Origin of the sequence: Actinoallomurus sp. NPDC052274 (genome assembly GCF_040679475.1) — a bacterium.
Classification (GTDB): Bacteria; Actinomycetota; Actinomycetes; order Streptosporangiales; family Streptosporangiaceae; genus Actinoallomurus; species Actinoallomurus liliacearum.
Genome location: NZ_JBFAUT010000014.1, coordinates 130329 through 148173, shown reverse-complemented (window position 1 = coordinate 148173; position 17845 = coordinate 130329). Strand labels below are relative to the sequence as shown.

Genomic DNA, 17845 nt, shown 5'->3' with positions numbered 1-17845 from the left:
GTCAGCGCGCGCTGGGGGTGTTCGCGGAGGGCAGGTCCTCGGGCAACAGGAGGCGCAGGTCCGCCACGCCGGGCGACCGCATCCCGCCGAGCCGCCTCGCCTGATAGGTGATCATCGTCTCCAGCATCTGCCGGACGAGGCGCGCGTTGCCGAAGGTCCGGTCCCGCGGCAGGGCGTCGAGGTACTCGCGCACCGCGGCGAGGGTCTCGGGAGCGCATTCGTAGCCCGCGGTCACGGCCTGGTTCCGCGTGATGGCGACGAGCTCGTCGGTGCTGTAGTCCTCGAACTCCACCTGCCGCGAGAACCGGGAGGCGAGGCCGGGGTTGGAGTTCAAGAAGCGCCGCATCTCGTCGGTGTAGCCGGCGACGATGACCACGATCTCGTCGCGGTGGTCCTCCATCAGCTTCAGCAGGGTCTCGACCGCCTCACGGCCGAAGTCGTTGGACGCCCCCTCGGGGGTCAGGGTGTACGCCTCGTCGATGAACAGCACACCGCCCAGCGCGCGCTGGAACACCTCCCTGGTGAGCTGCGCCGTGTGGCCCACGTAGCGGCCCACGAGGTCGGCGCGCGCCACCTCCACGAGCTGGCCGCGCGGCAGCACGCCCAGGCTGTGCAGCAGTTCGGCGTAGAGCCGGGCAACGGTGGTCTTGCCGGTGCCGGGCGATCCGGTGAAGACGAGATGCCGGCTGAGCCGGGGCACGGGCAGTCCGGCGGCCTCCCGCTGCCGGGCCGTCGCGAGGAGGTCGACGATGTCCTTGACCTCGCGTTTCACGCCGGCCAGGCCGATCATGTCCGACAACCGGGCCAGCAGCGTCTCGCGCTCCGCGCCCACCGCGCCGTCCGTGGCCGCGGCGTCGCTGACGTCCTCCGGCAGCAACAGGCTGAGGTCGCCCTCGGCCGGGTCGGTCATGGACGCGAGCCGGAACGCCTGCCGCTCGATCATCTCCTCGAAGACCAGGCGCGCCGTACGGCCGTTGCCGAAGGTGGCGTCCCGCGGCATCCGCTCGTAGTGCGCGGCGAGCGCCTGACGGGTGGTCGGGTCCAGCTCGTAGCGGTGGCTCTCGCAGATCTTCTCGGTGATCGTGACGAGCTCGTCGACCGAGTAGTTGGTGAACTCCACGGTCCGGCTGAACCGCGAGGCCATGCCCGGGTTGGCGGACAGGAAGGTCTGCATCTCGGCGGTGTATCCGGCCGCCACCACGACGACCTCGTCGCGGTGGTCCTCCATCAGCTTCACGAGGGTGTCGATGGCCTCGCGGCCGAAGTCGTGCGAGCCGCCCCTGCCCTCGGTGACCAGCGTGTACGCCTCGTCGATGAACAGGACGCCGCCGAGCGCCTCGTTGAACGCCTCCGTCGTCTTGATGGCGGTGGCGCCGACGTACTGCGCGACCAGGTCGGCGCGGGAGACCTCCACCAGGTGCCCGGAGGGCAGCAGGCCGAGGGAGGCGAGGATCCCGCCGTACAGCCGGGCGACCGTGGTCTTGCCGGTGCCGGGCGGGCCCGCGAAGATCAGGTGCCGGCTCATCGGAGGGGCCGGCATGCCGAGCCGGGCCCTGCGCTGCGAGAGCTGGTTCAGGTTGACGAGCGCGCGCACCTGGCGTTTCACGCCCTCCAGGCCGATGAGGGACTCCAGCTCCTCCAGCGGCCCGGCGGACGCGGGCGCGCGGGTGTCCCTGCCGTCCGGCGCGCCGCCGGCCTCCGCGGCGGCCTCGTCGCCCCAGGAGTCGGGGACGGCGTTCCCGGAGCTGTCCAGGTCGCGCACTGTCAGCCGGCCGCCGGGGCGGGACTGCCGCAGCCCGGCGCCGCGGTTGTCGCGGACGGCACAGCCGGTGACGGTGACGGCCTCGGCGGTGTCGACCCGGACGCCGTCACCGACGCTCCCGGTGATCTCGCAGTCGCCGAACGTGCCCCGCGCGCCGGCCATGAGGAGCACGCCGTGGGCGCCGGAGTCGCCGATCCGCGCGCGGGTGAGGCTCAGGTCACCGCCCTCGCGTACGACCACGCCGGAGGCGTCGCTCCCGGAGACCGCGCAGTCCTGGATCGTGGCCATCCCGCCGGAGTCGACGGCGATCCCCGCGTCGCCGGGGGAGCGGAGGTCGCAGTCGCGGAAGGAGACGTTGGCCCCGCTCGCGACGCGCACGGCGGCGCCGCCGGCCCGCTCGACGACGCAGTGCTCCAGCCGTCCGCGCCCGTCCTCGGTGATCTCGACGCCGGTCCCGCCGGCCGAGGTGATCGTCGCGTTGCGAAGGAGCGGATTGGCGCCGGACCGGATGGCGATCGCGGTGCCGGCGGCGTCCACGACCTCCAGCCGGTCGAACTCCGCGACGGAGTCGTCCGCCAGCAGCACGGACGCGGACGCGTCGGCGCACTCGCGCACCGTCGCGTCGATCAGCGTCGGCGAGCTGGACCCCACGACGCTGATCGCGGGCGCGGCCGACCCGGCGAACTCGCAGTTCTCGAACGTGCCGCGCGAGCGTTCGGTGACGGACAGCCCGCTGTCCTTCGTACGGGCCGTCCGGCAGCGTCGCAGCAGCGGATCCGCGCCCCCGGCCAGCACGATGCCGGAACCGGCGGTGATGTCGGTGACCGAGACCTCCTCCAGCGCCGGGCGCGACCCGCTGGTCACGTACACGCCGGTCGCGCAGTCGCGAACGCTCGTCCGCACGATCCGGGTGGCGCTGTCGCCCTCGAGGGCGATGGCCGGCTTGGAGGTCGTGGAGATCTCGCAGTCCTCGATCACGCCCTGGGCCTCGCCGTTGGCGAGCACGCCGTTGCCGCGGGCGTCCCGCAGCCGGCAGCCCCGGATCGTCGACCGGGACTTCTCACCCAGCACGACGGCGGAGGTGCCGAGGTTCTCGATGAGACAGTCCTCGATGACGCTGGCCGCGTCCGCGGTGTCGACGATGCCCGCGCCCTCGGCGTTGGTGATCCGGCACCCGCGCATCGCGAGCGAACCGGACCCACGGGCCAGCACGGCCGTCCAGCCGGAACCGGCCACGGTGCAGCCCTCCATCGCGACCTGCCCGCGCGCGGCGTCGACGACCGGCACGTCGTCACCGCCACCGCGCAGCGTGAGGTCGGTGAGCATCACGGCGTCCGCCACGAGCATCACCGCGGTGCCGCTCCGCGGGCAGATCTCGACGCTGCCCCGGTCCCCGTCGGCCACGATCGTGACCCGGGTGCGGATGAAGAGGCTCTCGGGGTACCGGCCGGGCCGGATACGGATCACCGACCCGGTACGTGCCGCCGCCAGCGCCTCCTCGATTGTCCGGAAAGCGCCTGGCTCATCCGGGGAGACCGTGAGCAACTGCCGAGACACGCTGAACCCTCCTCGGGTCGGTGGGGGTGCCGACGAGACAACCATCATGCCGTTCGCGCGGGCCGCTTGACACCCTCGCCCGCAAGGCCTCTGACCAGCGGGGATACTTGTCCCGGGCGACAAGAGAACGACAAGATCGGATCTCTACGCTGAGCGCATGCGACGTGTCCCCCGGCGCCTGCGCGCCGTGGCGTCGGTGGCCGCCGCCATGGCCTCGCTTCTCGTCTCCGCCTTCCCCGGAGCCGCGGCGGCCACGGCGTACGAACGGCCCCCCGGCGCCGCCCCCGGCCCCGTCGGCCTGCCCGTCATCCCGTCGGCGCTCGCGTCCGGCCGGTCGTGCACCGGCGCGTCCCCGACCCCGGCCCACGCGCAGCCGTGGACGATGAGCGCGCTCGGAGTGGCCCGCGTCCGCGAGCTCAGCGACGGCGCCGGCGTCACCGTCGGCGTCGTTGACACCGGCGTCGCCGCGAACGTCCCCGCGCTGGCCGGCCGGGTCACCGCGGTGGCGGACGCCGGGCAGGACTGCGTCGGGCACGGCTCCTTCGCGGCCGGCCTGATCGCGGGGCGTGCCGAGGACGCCACCGGCGGCGGGATCGCGCCCGAGGCACGGATCCTCGCCGTCCGCGGCACCGGCAAGAACGGCGTCGCCTCGCCGGGCACGGTCGCGGCGGGCATCCGCGCCGCCGTCGACCGCGGCGCCCGCGTCGTGTACGTCGGCGCGGCCCTGACCGAGGGCAGAGCGGAGCTGACGGCCGCGGTCGCCTACGCCACCCGCGAGGACGCCGTCGTGGTCGCGCCCGCCGCGCCGGACGCCGTGCCCACCACCGTCGGCGGGACGCCCTCGGCGCCGCCCGCGCGGCCCTACTTCCCCGCCTTCATCCCGCAGGTCGTCGCGGTCGAGGACTTCGGGCCGGACGGCTCGCGTCCGCAGGAGGCGCCGAACGTCTTCGCCGCCGACCTGGCCGCGCCCGGTGACGCCGTCGTGAGCATCGGCCCCAAGGGCGCCGGGAACTACATCGGGTCCGGCTCCTCGCTGGCCGCCGCGTTCGTCGCCGGTACGGCCGCCCTCGTGCGCGCGTACCAGCCCCGGCTGACGGCGGCCGAGGTGGCGAACCGGCTCGTCGCGTCCGCCTACCCCGCGACCAAGCCGGTCCTGGACCCGTACGCCGCCGTGGCGGCGGTGTCGTCCCCGGCGGCCGCACGGCCGACGCCGGCGGCCGCCATGCGGTTGCCGGCCCGGACCGCCTCACACGCCGCCCGCACCCGTGCGCTGGTCGTCGCCTCGGTCGGAGGCGGGCTCGTGGCCATCGTCGCGGGCGCGGCGGTGATCGTCCCGCTCGGCCGGGCCCGGGGCTGGCGGCCGGCCGGCGGTGACGCCTCGAAAGAACGACGGAAGGTGTCCACTCCGGCGTGACGACCCCTGCTCGGGGCGGTCTCCGGCGTCCTCCCCGGCGGTCCGGCATCCGAGCCGGAGCCCCGCGCCGGGAGGGCATCGGAGGGGTCACCTGACTCCGGCCGGTCAACAGCGGCAAGTCGGCGGCAAGGAGTCGCCAAGACCACGGCTGAATCGTTGAAGCTTCATTAACGGCCGAGGTCAAGTAGCGCCGTGGCCGGTCCGCAATGACGAATCGTGAGAATGGGGTCGCCTTCCATGACGCGCAGCCGAGTGCTGGACCGGCCGTCCGCGGCCGCCCAGAGAGTAGCCGTGCCGCGACGGCATGACGCCCCGCGTGTTCCGGCCCGGCCGCACGATCCGGCGCACGACGACGCCTTCTCCCGCGCGCTGTACGAGCGGCACGGCGCCGTGCTGCTCAACTTCGCCCTCCGGCTCTGCAACGGTGACCGGCACCGGGCCGAGGACATCGTCCAGGAGACGGCGGTACGGGCCTGGCAGCACCGCGAGATCCTCGACCCCACGACGGACCGGGTCCGCACCTGGCTGTTCACCGTCGCGCACCGGCTCGTGATCGACCACTACCGCGCCCGGCAGGCCCGGCCGAACGAGGTCGGCGACGGCGAGTCCGAAGAGCGCGCCGTGCCCGACCCGGCCGAGCGCGTCGTCACGCTCCGGGCGGTGCTCGAGGTCATGAACGAGCTCACCGAGCAGCAGCGCGAGATCCTCATCTACACCTACTACCTCGGCCACAGCGTGGAGCAGACGGCGGCCGCGCTCGGCCTCGCACCGGGGACCGTCAAGTCCCGCGCGCACTACGCCATGCGCGCGCTGCGGGCGTCCCTGCGCGACCGCGCCGTGATGGACTGAGCGGCGCCGCTCGGGTCTCCGAGCCCTCAGGCGGGCCATCGGTACCCGGCCCCGGATCGAGCGCCGTTCGTGCTCTCGCCCTCAGTCGAGCATGGCCGTCTGGACCTGTACGGCCTTGCGCCGGGCGATCCGGATCGCCCGGCCCGGCGGCAGGATGCGGCCCTTGATGTTGCCGAAGAGGTATCCCTCGTCCGGCGGGCAGGACATCAGCAGGGACGGCGTGTTGACCTCCTGCAGGCGGCGCATCATCATCTCGCCCATGCCGCGGCCGGCGCCCGCGGCGGAGCGGGCGACGACCATGTGCAGCCCGACCTCCCACCCGAGCGCGAGGTGGTCGACGATCGGGTCGAACGGGTGCTGCATGGGGCCCGCCCCGACCATGTCGTAGTCGTCGACCAGGATGAACAGCCGGGGCCCGTTCCACCAGTCGCACAGCTTCATCCGGGCCGGGGTGATGTCCGGTCCCGGCACCCGGGCCTTGATCGCCTGGCCCGCGCCGACGACCAGGTCGCGCAGCGCGTCGATGGAGACCGCGTGCCCGAGGCGGTACTCCTCGGGCACCACCTCGACCAGCTCACGGCGGTAGTCCACCACCATGATGCGCGCCTCCGCGGGCGTGTACCGCTCGGTCACGGCCCGCGCGACCAGGCGCAGCAGGTTCGTCTTGCCGCTCTCGGTGTCGCCGACGACCACCATGTGCGGGGTCTCGGCGAAGTCGTGCACCACGGGGGAGAGCCGCTCCTCCTCCAGGCCGATCGCCACCCGGAAGTCGCCCTCGGGCGCCGGCAGCTCCCGCACGCTGAGCTGGGCCGGCAGCATCCGCACCGGAGGCGCGGGCGGGCCGGCCCAGCTCTCGCGCACGGCGGCGACCAGGCTGGCGATGCCGTCGGCGAGGTCGTCGGCGCCCTCCACCGAGTCGATGCGCGGCAGCGCCGTGAGGTAGTGCAGCCTGCTGTCGCGGGTGATGCCGCGTCCGGGGGCGCGCGGCACGCTCGCCGCGCGACGGGTGTCGACCTCCGAGTCCATCGGGTCGCCCATCCGCAGCTCCAGGTGGGTGGCCGCCTGGTCGCGCACGGCCGCCGTGAGCTCCACCCACCGCGCGGTGGTGACGATCAGGTGGATGCCGAAGCTGAGGCCGCGCGCCGCGATCGCGCTGAACGTCTGGATGTACCGGTCGAAGTCCTGGCGCACCGTCGACCAGCCGTCCACGACGAGGAAGACGTCCCCGTGCGGCTGGTCGGCGAACTCCCCGGCCGCGCGGCGGCGCCGGTACGTCGCCATGGAGTCGATGCCGCCCCGGAGAAAGAACTGCTCGCGGTCGGCGAGCAGCGCGGTGACCTCCGCGACGGTGCGGCTGACGCGCTCGTGGTCCAGGCGGGTGGCGACCCCGGCGACGTGCGGCAGGCCGGCGAGGCCGGCGAGCGTGCCACCGCCGAAGTCGAGGCAGTAGAACTGCACCTCGCGCGGCGTGTGGGTGAGCGCGAGCGCGGTGATCAGCGTGCGGACGAGCGTGCTCTTGCCGCTCTGCGGGCCGCCGGCGATGGCGACGTGCCCGCCGGCCCCGGACAGGTCGACGACCAGCAGGTCGCGGATCTGCTCGAAGGGCCGGTCGACGATGCCGACCGGCACCGTGAGCCCGCCGCGCCGCTCCCAGTCGGCGGTCGTCAGGCCGAACGCGTCGTCGGGCGCGAGCGGCGGGAGGATCTGGTCGAGGGTGGGCGGCAGGTCGAGCGGCGGCAGCCACACCTGGTGGGCCGGCGGCCCGGCGTCGCGGAGCCGTTCGACGGCCACCGACAGCAGGGTCTCGGCGGTCTCGTCGGGCTCTTCCGGCGTCACCTCCACCGGGGCGGGCCGGACCTGGGCGACCCGGGACGCGGACCAGGGGACCACCTGGCTCGCCACCCGCGCCTGGTCGGTCTTGCCGCGTCGCCGGTAGGGACCGGAGGAGTAGGCGGCGCGGAACCGGGTCAGCGCCTCCACGCCCGTCTTGAGGAAACCGGCGCCGGGCTGCGGCGGGAGCTGGTGGGCGTCGGGCACGCCCAGCACGCCGCGGCTCTCCATGGCCGAGAACGTCCGCAGGCCGATGCGGTAGGACAGGTGACTCTCGAGCTGGTGCATCCGGCCCTCGTCGAGCCGCTGGGACGCGAGCAGCAGGTGCACGCCCAGGCTGCGGCCCAGCCGGCCGATCATGACGAACAGCTCCATGAAGTCGCGGTGCGCGGCGAGCAGCTCGCTGAACTCGTCGACCACCACGAAGAGGCTGGGCAGCGGCTCCAGCGCGGCCCCGGCCGCGCGCGCCTTCTCGTACTCGAGGGCGGAGACGTAGTTGCCGGCCGCGCGCAGCAACTCCTGACGGCGCATGAGCTCACCGTGCAGCGCGTCGCGCATGCGGGCGACGAGGGCCGCCTCGTCGGCCAGGTTCGTGATGACCGCGGAGACGTGCGGCAGCTCGTCCAGGCCGAGGAAGGTCGCGCCGCCCTTGAAATCCACCAGGACGAAGTTGAGCGTCTCGGAGGAGTTGGTCAGGGCCATCGCCAGCACCAGGGTGCGCAGCAGCTCGCTCTTGCCCGAGCCGGTGGCGCCGATCAGCATGCCGTGCGGGCCGGTGCCGCCCTGGGCGGACTCCTTGATGTCCAGCTCCACCGGCTTTCCGTCGGCGCCGACCGCGATCGGGACCTTCAGCCGTTCCGCGGCGGTGCGCTTGCTCCAGAGGGCGTGGGGGTCGTGCCGGTACAGGTCGGGGATGCCCAGGAGGGCGGCCAGGTCCGTGGTGGCCGACAGGGGCTCGGTGTTGTCGGGCCCGACGCCGAGGCGGTACGGCGCGAGTCGCCGGGCGAGCGCGGTCGCCGTCCGCACGCCCAGGCGGTCGGGGCGGCCCAGCAGGGTGAGCTGCTCCTTGCGCTCCCGGTCGGTGCGGACGAGCCGGGTCTCGCCGTCCTGCACGTCGAGGCGGAGGGTGGTACGGCCGGGCCGCCACGTCAGCGCTCCGGACAGGTCGAGCACGACGACGTTGCGCATGCCGGGGCCGTCCAGCGCGTGCCCGGCGGGCACGGTGCCCCCGTCGACGATGAGCACCGTGTAGGGCTCCTCCCGGGCGGGCATGGCCTCCGGGTCGTACGCCGGCCGCTCCCAGAACTCCGCGCCGAGCATGCCCTCCAGCTCCGGGAAGTCCGAGGCGATCATGCGGACCTGGCCGGCGGCGTCGCTGTCGTGCGGGTTCAGGTTGTGCGGCAGCCACTTGACCCATTCCCACTCCGCCAGCCGGTCCGGGGCGACGCACAGCGCGATCCACAGGTCGTCCGGAGAGTGGAAGAGGGCGAGCTGGGCGACCAGGGCGCGGACGGCGCCGCGGATCTGCGCCTCGTCCCCCCGGAACAGCACGCGCGCCCAGGACTGCAGGTAGACGGCGGTGGGCTGGTCGGGCACGGTGGAGTAGGCTCGGACGAAGCCGCGCAGCGCGTGCGCGGTGAGCGGTTCGAGGTCCTGGACCGGTTTGGTCGTCGTCGGCGCCAGCCGCAGGCCCAGCTTCTGGTCGCCGACCGCCAGCCGCGCCTCGGCGAAGTCGGGGTCCGAGGGGCGGCGCTCCCACATCCGGGTGGTGCCGACCATGGACCACAGCGTCTGCGGCGCCGGATGCCGCCAGGCCAGGGCGCGCTGCTGTTCCCGTACGGCCGCGCGCACCTTGCGCCTGGTCTGGGAGAGGTAGCGCAGGTAGTCCCGGCGGGCGCCCTTGAGCTTCTCCTTGCGCTCGCTGCTCTTGCGCATTCCCTGCCCGACCAGCATGGCCCCGGCGGCGAGGACCATCAGGCCGAGGGAGAGCGGCAGGAAGCTGTTCTTGGCCCCGCTGCCGCGCGTCATGTACATCATCACCATGGCCACCGACATCAGCGCCATCGGCAGGTACGTCCAGACGGCGGAGTTGTCGGGCACGGTCTCGGGCAGCGTGGGAGGCTCCTGAAGGCTGAGCTCCCCTTCGGGCATCTCGGGCGGACGCCGGCGCATCGGCCTGCGGAACAGCACGAAACTCAACGAACGGCCTCCTGGCGTGGTACGACGAAGCGCCGCGCCGGCGGACGGTGGTCGCCGGGCGCGCTCGGCGGAGTGGAGAGCCGCGGAGGGGACCTGCGGAGCAGGCCGGTTGCGTCACCGCGAATCGTACAGCGCGGCGTGCCCCCGGCGTCGCCGATCGGCCCGCGCGGAACTTTCGTGCGGTGATTCGTGAATCGGGGTGAACCGCTCGGCCGTCACGTGCGTATGCCCGAGTGGAGAGCACTGCGCAGACGGACCGACGTGGAGTAATGACCCATTCACGCGCCCCCGCTCGGCGACGGCGGCGGGTGTTCGTGGAAAGAACGAGTGAGCCCCATGAGCAAGAGCTCGGCGGCGGACCTGTGCCGGCTGACGGTACGCGCCCCCGCCAAGACCATCGACCTGGCCGTACCGGCCGACGTCCCGGTCGCGGACCTGCTTCCCGCCGTGCTCGGCTACGGCGGGGACGACCTCGGCGAGACCGGGATCGAGCACGAGGGCTGGGTGCTGCAGCGCCTGGGCGGACCGCCGCTCGACGAGGACGCCACCCTCGAGTCGCTGGACCTGCACGACGGCGACACGCTCTACCTGCGGCCCCGTACCGAGACGCTGCCCGAGGTGCGGCTGGACGACCTGGTGGACGGCATCTCCACCACGATGAAGGACAGCCCGTACGGGTGGAGCCCGCAGGCGAGCCGGCGGCTGCTGCGCGGCCTGGCGGTGTTCGTGATGGTCGCCGTCCTGGCGGTGCTCGCGCTGCCGAGCGGACCGGCCGAGCAGCGGATCGTGACCGCGGGCGCCGCCGCGCTCCTGCTGCTCGCCGGGGCCGCGGCGGCGAGCCGCGCGGTGGGCGACGCCGCGTCGGCCGCGCTCCTGGGCGTCATGGCCGGTCCGTTCCTGATCCTGGCCGGATGGCTGCTGCCCGGCGGCCGGCTGTCCGGGCCGGACGGTTTCGAGGTGGCAGGCGCCCGGCTGCTCGCCGCGTCCGCGGCCGAGGCGGGCGGGGCCGTGCTCGCGCTGGCCCTGGTGGCGGCGTACACGGCGCTCTTCGTCGGCACGACGGTGCTGGCGGTCGCCGGTGCCCTCGCCGGTGCCCTCATGATGGTGGCGGGCTTCCCGCCGGAGGAGGCGGCCGCGGTGGTCGCCCTGCTCGCGGTCGTGTTCGGCGCGTTCGTGCCGGCCTTGTCGTTCCGGCTGTCCGGGTTGCGCATGCCGCCGCTGCCGACCAACCCGGACCAGCTCCAGGAGGGCATCGAACCGCGCTCGCCGAAGGCCGTGGCCGCCCGCGCGGTGCTGGCGGACGGCTGGATGACGGGGCTGTACGGCACGGTCGGGCTGGCCTGCACCGCCTGCCTGGCGGCACTGGCCCACCAGGAGGACCTGGCGCAGCTCATGTTCGCGGCCGCACTGTCGCTGCTGCTCGTGCTGCACAGCCGCGGTCTGGGCAACGTCTGGCAGCGCCTGTTCATGGCCCTGCCGGGAGTGTGGGGGGCGGCCACGATCGTCGCCGTCGAGGTCGCCAGGACGGGGTCGACCGGCCGGGTGATCATCGCCGTGGCGCTGATGGGGGCGACCGCGGCGCTCATGATCGCCGGTTGGACGGTGCCCGGCCGCCGGATGGTGCCGTACTGGGGCCGCGCCGCCGAACTCCTGCAGAGCCTGGTCGCGATCAGCATGCTGCCGCTGACCCTGTGGGTCCTCGGCGTGTACGGCGAACTGCGCGCCATCGGCTGACCAGGACACGAGAGCACGACGGAAGAGGCGCCGATGCAGTCCCGCCGCGACCAGGTTCACGCCCACATGTTCGTCATGGGCCGCATCACGTCCGGAATGCTCCGGGCGGATCCGGACGCCCCGGAGAGCCCCCAGGGCCGGACGAACCGGGGGGTGATCATCGGCATCGTCATCGCCGTGCTGCTGTGCGGCGGGGCGTTCGTCTGGGGCCTGATCTCCCCGGGCCGGTCCGCCTCCTGGCAGAGCGCGGACAGCCTGATCGTCGACCAGGAGACCGGCGCGTCCTACCTCTACGTGGACGGGCGGCTGCGCCCGGTGCAGAACTACGCGTCGGCGCGGCTGATCGGCGGCACCAAGCTGACCGCGCACCACGTCCGGACCAAGTCGCTGGACGGGACGCCGCACGGCCAGCCGGTCGGCATCGTCGGGGCGCCCGACGCGCTGCCGTCGGCCGGCGGTCTGGCCGGCGGGGCATGGGCGGTGTGCTCCGGCACCGGGGTGGGGGGCTCCGCGGCGCCGGTCACGACCCTCGCCGTCGGAGTGGGAGACGCCGGCGGCGACGGCGCGCTGACGGCCGGGCAGGGACTGCTGGTCACCACGCCCGACGCGCACGTGTACCTGGTGTGGCAGGGCAGCCGGCTGCGGCTGGACCCGAAGGGCGGAGCGGCGGCACTCGGCTACGGGGGCCGGACACCGACCCCGGTGTCCGCGGCGTTCGTCGACGCGCTGCCGGCCGGGCCGGACCTGGCCGCCCCCGCCGTACCCGGCCTGGGCGGTGCCGGGCCGTCGCTCGACGGGCACGCGACCCGCATCGGGCAGGTCTTCAAGATCGGGGTGCTCGGTTCGAAGCCGCGGTACTACCAGTTGCGCCAGAACGGCCTGGCGGAGGTCACCACGACCGTCGCCGCCCTGATCCTGGCCGATCCCGCAGTGCGCACCAGGGCGTACGGCGGCCGGACGCCCGACGCGATCGGCCTGGCGCCCGACGCCATGAACGGCCGGCTGGCACCGGACACGGTCGCCGCCGGCACGCTGCCCGAGACGCCGCCGCGCCTGGTCGGCCCTCAGCCGGACCAGAACGCCTGCGTCCGGGTCCAGCCGACCGCCGTGGGGCCCCGGGTCAGCGTCGCGCTGCAGGATCCGGCCTCGCTCGGCGTCGTCGCCCAGGCGGCGACCACGTCCGCGTGCGTGCCCGTCGACCGGATCACCGTGCCGCCCGGCGGCGGCGCGCTGGTGCGCGTCCTGCCGGCGGCGGGCGGCACGGTCGGCGGCACGACCTACCTGGTGACCGACACGGGCACCAAGTACCGCGTGGCCTCCGCCTCCGACCTGGCGGCGCTCGGGTACTCGACCGGCCAGGTGGTGGCCCTGCCATCGCCGCTGCTGAACATGCTGCCGACCGGACCGGACCTGAGCACGGCGGCCGCGCAGGCGGGGATCTCCTCGAGCACCGCGCCGCCGTGCGCGGGTCCGGCCGCGGCCCCGACGCCGGGGCCGGGCAAGGCGACGACAACAGGTCCGGGCAAGGCGACGACAACAGGTCCGGGCAAGGCGACGACGCCGGGGCCGGGCAAGGCGACGACAAGTTGACGGCAAGTCGGGGTCATTACCACGGAGTACGGAAGGAGACGCGAACCGGTTGGCGGCGGCGCGCCGATGGCGGTGCCGGCCGGGCGAACCTCGACGCACGATCTCGCTCTCGGTTTCCCGTGAGCACCGAACCAGAGAGGCAGGCGCAGCGTGGCAGGCATGCAGCAGTCAGAGGTCAGGGCGACCAAGAACGGTATCCAGGCCCTGGAGATGGCGTACACCGGGATCACCAAGATCAAGCAGGACGTCGAGTCCACCCGCTTCAACCTGGCCTCCGGATACAAGGGCTCGGACGGCCAGGCGTTCCAGGACCTCGTCAACTCCTGGGAGCAGCAGGCGGACGTCATCCTCAAGAACCTGCAGGACATGGTCGACAAGCTGAACCAGACCCTCACTTCGCAGCACCAGCAGCAGGGCTCCAGCAACGACCAGATCAACCAGGGCTACCAGCAGGCCCAGGCCGTATTCAACGCCCTGCACGGCTGACCCCGGAACGACCCCGGCTCTTTCCTTCTGACGCGAAACGAGGACATCGATGAGCGAGGACTTCACCGACGGTTTCATCTACGTCGACTACAACCACATGGGCAACGCCGCCGACGACCTGGTCTCCCAGACCAAGGCCATCGCGCAGACGATCTCCAACATGGAAATGGAGCTCGCCGAGCTCAAGAAGCAGTGGATCGGTGACGACGCCCAGACCTACAACCAGAAGCAGCAGGCCTGGGACAACGCGATCAAGTCGATGGAGCAGATCCTCACCAGTCACTCGCAGCTGCTCGACGAGATCTCCGGCAGCTACAAGTACAACGAGAACAGCCTCAGCCAGATGTGGTCCGAGGTACGGATCGGCGGTTGACCGCCCGCCTTCGGCCGCCCGTGAGCGGGCGGCCGAAGGCGGACGGCATACGGACGCCGGAACACCCGGCGGCGACGGACCGGACCGACCGGCCCTGGAACTGACAGACCTCAGGAGAGCGGAGCCATGGCGGACAAGACAAAGCTGGCGCTGGACAAGACCTCGCTGCAGAACTTCGTCAACCACGACATCGCCAACTTCAAAGACTCCATCGACAAGGTCGCGCACAAGACCGACACGAACAACGTGCCGCCGATCGACGTCCTCCTGGGCAAGGGCCAGACAGCCCCGGGCGAGGAGTTCTACCAGAACCACGCACCCCTCGCGATCGGCGCGCTGGGCAAGGACTCGGGGACCGGCGGCAAGGCGATCATCGATGCGATCAACACGTCGGCGCAGTCCATCTCCGACATCTACAAGAAGCAGCTCAAGCTCTTCACCGATCTGGACAAGTACCTGAACACCACGATCACGAAGCTCATGGACGGCCAGCACGACTCACTGACGAAGATCGACGGCAAGATCTTCCTGGACACCCTGGGCACGGTGCCCAGCGACTTCCAGACCACCGGCGGCGACTCCACCACCACCTGATTTCACCGAGTCCCCTCCCTTCTTCCGACGCCAAGCCTTCGATGGAGAGCAGCAGATCATGGCGGACCCCGCAGGAGACAAGGCTCCAGCCTCTTCGGCGAACGACCACTGGTTCGACGCCATAAAACTGCTCACCGGCTACAAGCCGTCCCTCCCGCGAGGCGAGATCTTCAAGAGCCTCTACGGCAACGACGACATCCCGCTGATGAAGGTGGAGATCGACACCTCGGGCGCCACGCCGACGAACGCGGAGGCGGAGGCCATCAATGACATGTCCTGGCGCTCGCGGAACTCCGGCTGGCGCATCAACGACACCGACTTCGTCGTCCCCTTCTACGGCCCGACCGACGACTCGTCGGTCAGCACCCTGTCCAAGGGCACCGAGGTGCACATGCGCAGGGCGCGCATCACGCTGCTCGGCACCGACTCCCTGCACACCATCCCGCACGGCGGTGTGGCCCCCGGCGGGAAGTTCGGTAAGGGATCGCACCTCATGCCGGACGGTTTCGAGGGGTGGGATTCCGCGCCGCTCGCCCAGTACAGCTACGGCGGTGGCCTCGCGCTCGAGAAACTGATGAACCCGCCGTACTCCACGCAGGGATTCTCCTTCAACGACGTGTCCGTCCTCGATGACGACGCCGTCGACCTCACGACCTTCGACCGGGCCGCGAAGGCTTTCAACCGGGCGGCGCTCTTCTTCTTCACCTCCCGGGCCACGATCCAGCAGTGGGAGGACGCGCTGGGATCGGAGGACGCCGCCTGGCGCGGACAGGCAGCCGGCGTCTTCTGGGACATCATTCACCAGCTCGGCATCAACTATCAGAATTACACGGATGCTCTTTCGGTCGGTGGTCTGGGAATCTCCAAGGTGGCCGCGAACCTGCTGACCGCGAAGTCGGGTTTCCAGAAGGCGATCGAGGATCTCTATTGGGTCTGGAGCGACTGGGCGCTCCGATTGGGCAACCCGCTTCGCTGGCTGTACGACATCCTGTTCGACGTCACCGACCAGATCTGGCTGTACAACATCACCAAGGTCCGGTGGTACGAAGACTACGGCTATGAGTCCTACAGCAGTTGGAACCAGGTCGATGAGGACGGGTGGAGTGGTGACGCGACGACGAAAATCGGTGCGAAGAATTACGGTCCCCTGAACTCTCTCACCACGTGGAAGGCGATCGGTGAGGAGGCGATCGGCCGCTGGCAGAACTCGGTGAACGACTACTTGGGGAAGGCCGCCGAAGAGGCGCTGCGCGTCATCCATAACTCCTGGGTCGACGTGCCCGACAGCATTCCCAAGCTCACGACCGTCGAGATCAACCTCGCGGCGGACCTCCAGGCCGACAAGGCACAGGCCGCGCAGGACAAGGCCGACAAGGCCGCCGCGGACGCCAAGAAGAACCAGGACGACTGGGAGAAGAAGCAAGAAGATTGGCGCAAGGAGGATCTGGATCGCCAGAAGCAGCTCGAGGACGAGCAGCGCAAGCAGCACGATGAGGATCTGAAGCACCAGAAGGAGCTGGAGGACGAGCAGCGCAAGCAGCGCGAGGACGATCTGAAGCACCAGAAGGAGCTGGAGGACGAGCAGCGCAAGCAGCGCGATGAGGACCTGAAGCACCAGAAGGAGCTGGAGGACGAGCAGCGCAAGCAGTACCAGCAGCAGCAGGACGAGGCCAGGAAGCAGTACCAGGAGCAGCAGCAACAACAGAAGGAGCAGCAGGAGGAGCAGAGGAAGCAGTACGAGGACCAGCAGAAGAAGCAGGAGGAGCAGGAGAAGCATCAGGAGGACCTGCAAAAGCAGCAACAGGACGAGGCCAGAAGGCAGAACGAGCAGCAGATGGCCCTCCAGCTCCAGATGCGGAAGGAGGACCAGAAGAAACAGGAGGAGCAGGAGCGGAAACAGGAGGAGCTGCAGAAGCAGCAGCAGGACGAGGCCCGGAAGCAGTACCAGGAGCAGCAGCAACAACAGAAAGAGCAGCAGGAGGAGCAGAAGAAGCAGTACGAGCAGCAGCGCAGGGATCAGCAGGAGCAGGAGAAGAAGCAGGAGCAGCTGCAGAAGGAACAGCAGGAGGAGCAGCGGAAGCAGTACGAGGACCAGCAGAAGAAGCAGGACGAGCAGGAGAAGCATCAGGAGCAGCTGCAGAAGGAACAGCAGGACGAGGCGAGGAAGCAGTACGAGCAGCAGCGCACGGATCAGCAGGAGCAGGAGCGGAAACAGGAGCAGCTGCAGAAGGAACAGCAGGACGAGGCCAGGAGGCAGTACGAGCAGCAGCGCACGGATCAGCAGGAGCAGGAGCGGAAACAGGAGCAACTGCAGAAGCAGCAGCAGGACGAGGCCAGGAAGCAGTACGAGGAACAGCAGCGACAGCAGAAGGACATCGCCAAGCAGTACCTGCAGCCGGGGTCTCATCAGCTCGTACAGCAGCCGGACTCGTACCAGCTCCAGCCTAGCCAGCTGAACAGCCATGTGGTGCAGAATCCCGACGGCAGCCTCACGACCGTCTACGACCACAACCCGGTCGGCTTCGACTCGCAGACGGGGCATCTCCAGCCCGGCCAGGTCCAGAGCCACTCGTCCCTGAATCCCGACGGCAGCATCACCACCGACTACAGCGACGGCAGCTCGACGACCATCAACCCGCACACGGGCCTGGAGACGACGACCCACCCGGACGGGTCGACCACCACCGACCACCTGACCCACGGCCACACACTGACCAACCCGGACGGCAGCCAGACGACGGTCAACCCCGACGGGACCGTGACGACCCGCTACCCGGACGGCAGCTACACCACGATCAACCCGAAGGCGGGCAGCGCGGTCACCCACGAGCCGAATGGCCAGACCATCACGACCCCGCTCGGCCGCGACGGCGTGTCGCTTCCGAACGCGTCGTACCTGGGCACCCCCCTCGGCAACGAGACGGCGGGCTACTACGAGGCCGCCCTGCACGACCTGCCGAGTTCCGGAAATCCGCTCGGAGCCCCCTCGGCGTCGCTCGGAGGCCAGACCGCGACCCCCAACACGTTCCCCGTCGGCCAGTCCGGCGGAGTGCTGCCGCCCGCCACGCGCCTCGACGGGACCACCACCGGCGGTGCGCCCGCCGGGCAGACGGGCGGGTACCCGCCGCCGATGGGCGGCATGGGTGGCATGGGCGGCATGGGCGGCGGTGACAAGAACGGCGCCAGCGAACGGGTGCGTCAGGTCTACGAGGACGAGGACATCCTCCCCGCGGACGGCGGGTCCCTCGGCCGGCGCGCGCGCCGGAACCGCGGCTACGAGGAAGCGGTGCCCGGGGCGGGCCGCACTCCCACGAGTTCCGCGTACAACCCGTACTCGGGCGGCGAGGACCACCGCCAGACGGAGAGCGGCGACCGCGAGCGCGATGCGTGGGCGCCGGAGGAAGAGGACGTCTGGGGCACGGACGAAGGCGGCGCGCCGGCCGTCATCGGCTGAGAA

10 protein-coding genes are annotated in these 17845 nt (G+C 71.4%); 8 read left to right on the top strand and 2 right to left on the bottom strand.

Annotated features, from left to right (window positions below; genetic code table 11):
- Window position 1: 1 nt before the first annotated feature.
- Complete coding sequence (locus AB0K82_RS15050) at window positions 2–3319, bottom strand: right-handed parallel beta-helix repeat-containing protein (RefSeq protein ID WP_364397003.1); 3318 nt, start codon at window positions 3317–3319, stop codon at window positions 2–4.
- Between the two features lie 157 nt (window positions 3320–3476).
- On the opposite strand from AB0K82_RS15050, the gene AB0K82_RS15045 reads away from it, so the two are divergent.
- Both AB0K82_RS15045 and AB0K82_RS15040 read left to right on the top strand, forming a co-directional pair.
- Window positions 3477–4733 (top strand): S8 family serine peptidase, encoded by a 1257-nt coding sequence (locus tag AB0K82_RS15045; RefSeq protein ID WP_364397000.1) that lies wholly within the window; start codon window positions 3477–3479, stop codon window positions 4731–4733.
- Between the two features lie 291 nt (window positions 4734–5024).
- Window positions 5025–5582, top strand: a complete 558-nt coding sequence (locus AB0K82_RS15040; protein WP_345350311.1) for a sigma-70 family RNA polymerase sigma factor — start codon at window positions 5025–5027, stop codon at window positions 5580–5582.
- 81 nt (window positions 5583–5663) lie between these two features.
- On the opposite strand, the gene eccCa is transcribed toward AB0K82_RS15040, so the two are convergent.
- On the bottom strand, window positions 5664–9611 hold the full coding sequence (gene eccCa, locus AB0K82_RS15035) for a type VII secretion protein EccCa (protein ID WP_364396997.1): 3948 nt from the start codon (window positions 9609–9611) through the stop codon (window positions 5664–5666).
- Between the two features lie 336 nt (window positions 9612–9947).
- On the opposite strand from eccCa, the gene eccD reads away from it, so the two are divergent.
- The 6 genes from eccD to AB0K82_RS15005 all read left to right on the top strand — a co-directional run bounded on the left by eccD (window position 9948) and on the right by AB0K82_RS15005 (window position 17842).
- On the top strand, window positions 9948–11345 hold the full coding sequence (gene eccD, locus AB0K82_RS15030; RefSeq protein ID WP_364396995.1) for a type VII secretion integral membrane protein EccD: 1398 nt from the start codon (window positions 9948–9950) through the stop codon (window positions 11343–11345).
- A gap of 33 nt (window positions 11346–11378) precedes the next feature.
- Entirely contained in the window at window positions 11379–12935 is a 1557-nt protein-coding gene (gene eccB / locus AB0K82_RS15025) for a type VII secretion protein EccB (RefSeq protein ID WP_364396993.1), read from the top strand.
- A 159-nt stretch (window positions 12936–13094) separates the two neighbouring features.
- Window positions 13095–13421: a WXG100 family type VII secretion target gene (locus AB0K82_RS15020; protein ID WP_364396991.1), complete on the top strand. Its 327-nt coding sequence runs from the start codon at window positions 13095–13097 to the stop codon at window positions 13419–13421.
- 49 nt (window positions 13422–13470) lie between these two features.
- Window positions 13471–13794 (top strand): WXG100 family type VII secretion target, encoded by a 324-nt coding sequence (locus tag AB0K82_RS15015; RefSeq protein ID WP_345350326.1) that lies wholly within the window; start codon window positions 13471–13473, stop codon window positions 13792–13794.
- Window positions 13795–13920: 126 nt separating this feature from the next.
- Complete coding sequence (locus tag AB0K82_RS15010; protein ID WP_364396988.1) at window positions 13921–14388, top strand: type VII secretion system-associated protein; 468 nt, start codon at window positions 13921–13923, stop codon at window positions 14386–14388.
- Between the two features lie 58 nt (window positions 14389–14446).
- Entirely contained in the window at window positions 14447–17842 is a 3396-nt protein-coding gene (locus AB0K82_RS15005) for an AAWKG family protein (RefSeq protein WP_364396985.1), read from the top strand.
- Window positions 17843–17845 lie beyond the last annotated feature (3 nt).

Coding starts and splice junctions, on each gene's coding strand:
- AB0K82_RS15015 (WP_345350326.1), top strand. CDS start 13,471: ATGAGCGAGGACTTCACCGACGGTTTCATCTACGTCGACTACAACCAC.
- AB0K82_RS15020 (WP_364396991.1), top strand. CDS start 13,095: ATGCAGCAGTCAGAGGTCAGGGCGACCAAGAACGGTATCCAGGCCCTG.
- AB0K82_RS15005 (WP_364396985.1), top strand. CDS start 14,447: ATGGCGGACCCCGCAGGAGACAAGGCTCCAGCCTCTTCGGCGAACGAC.
- eccB (WP_364396993.1), top strand. CDS start 11,379: ATGCAGTCCCGCCGCGACCAGGTTCACGCCCACATGTTCGTCATGGGC.
- eccD (WP_364396995.1), top strand. CDS start 9,948: ATGAGCAAGAGCTCGGCGGCGGACCTGTGCCGGCTGACGGTACGCGCC.
- AB0K82_RS15045 (WP_364397000.1), top strand. CDS start 3,477: ATGCGACGTGTCCCCCGGCGCCTGCGCGCCGTGGCGTCGGTGGCCGCC.
- AB0K82_RS15010 (WP_364396988.1), top strand. CDS start 13,921: ATGGCGGACAAGACAAAGCTGGCGCTGGACAAGACCTCGCTGCAGAAC.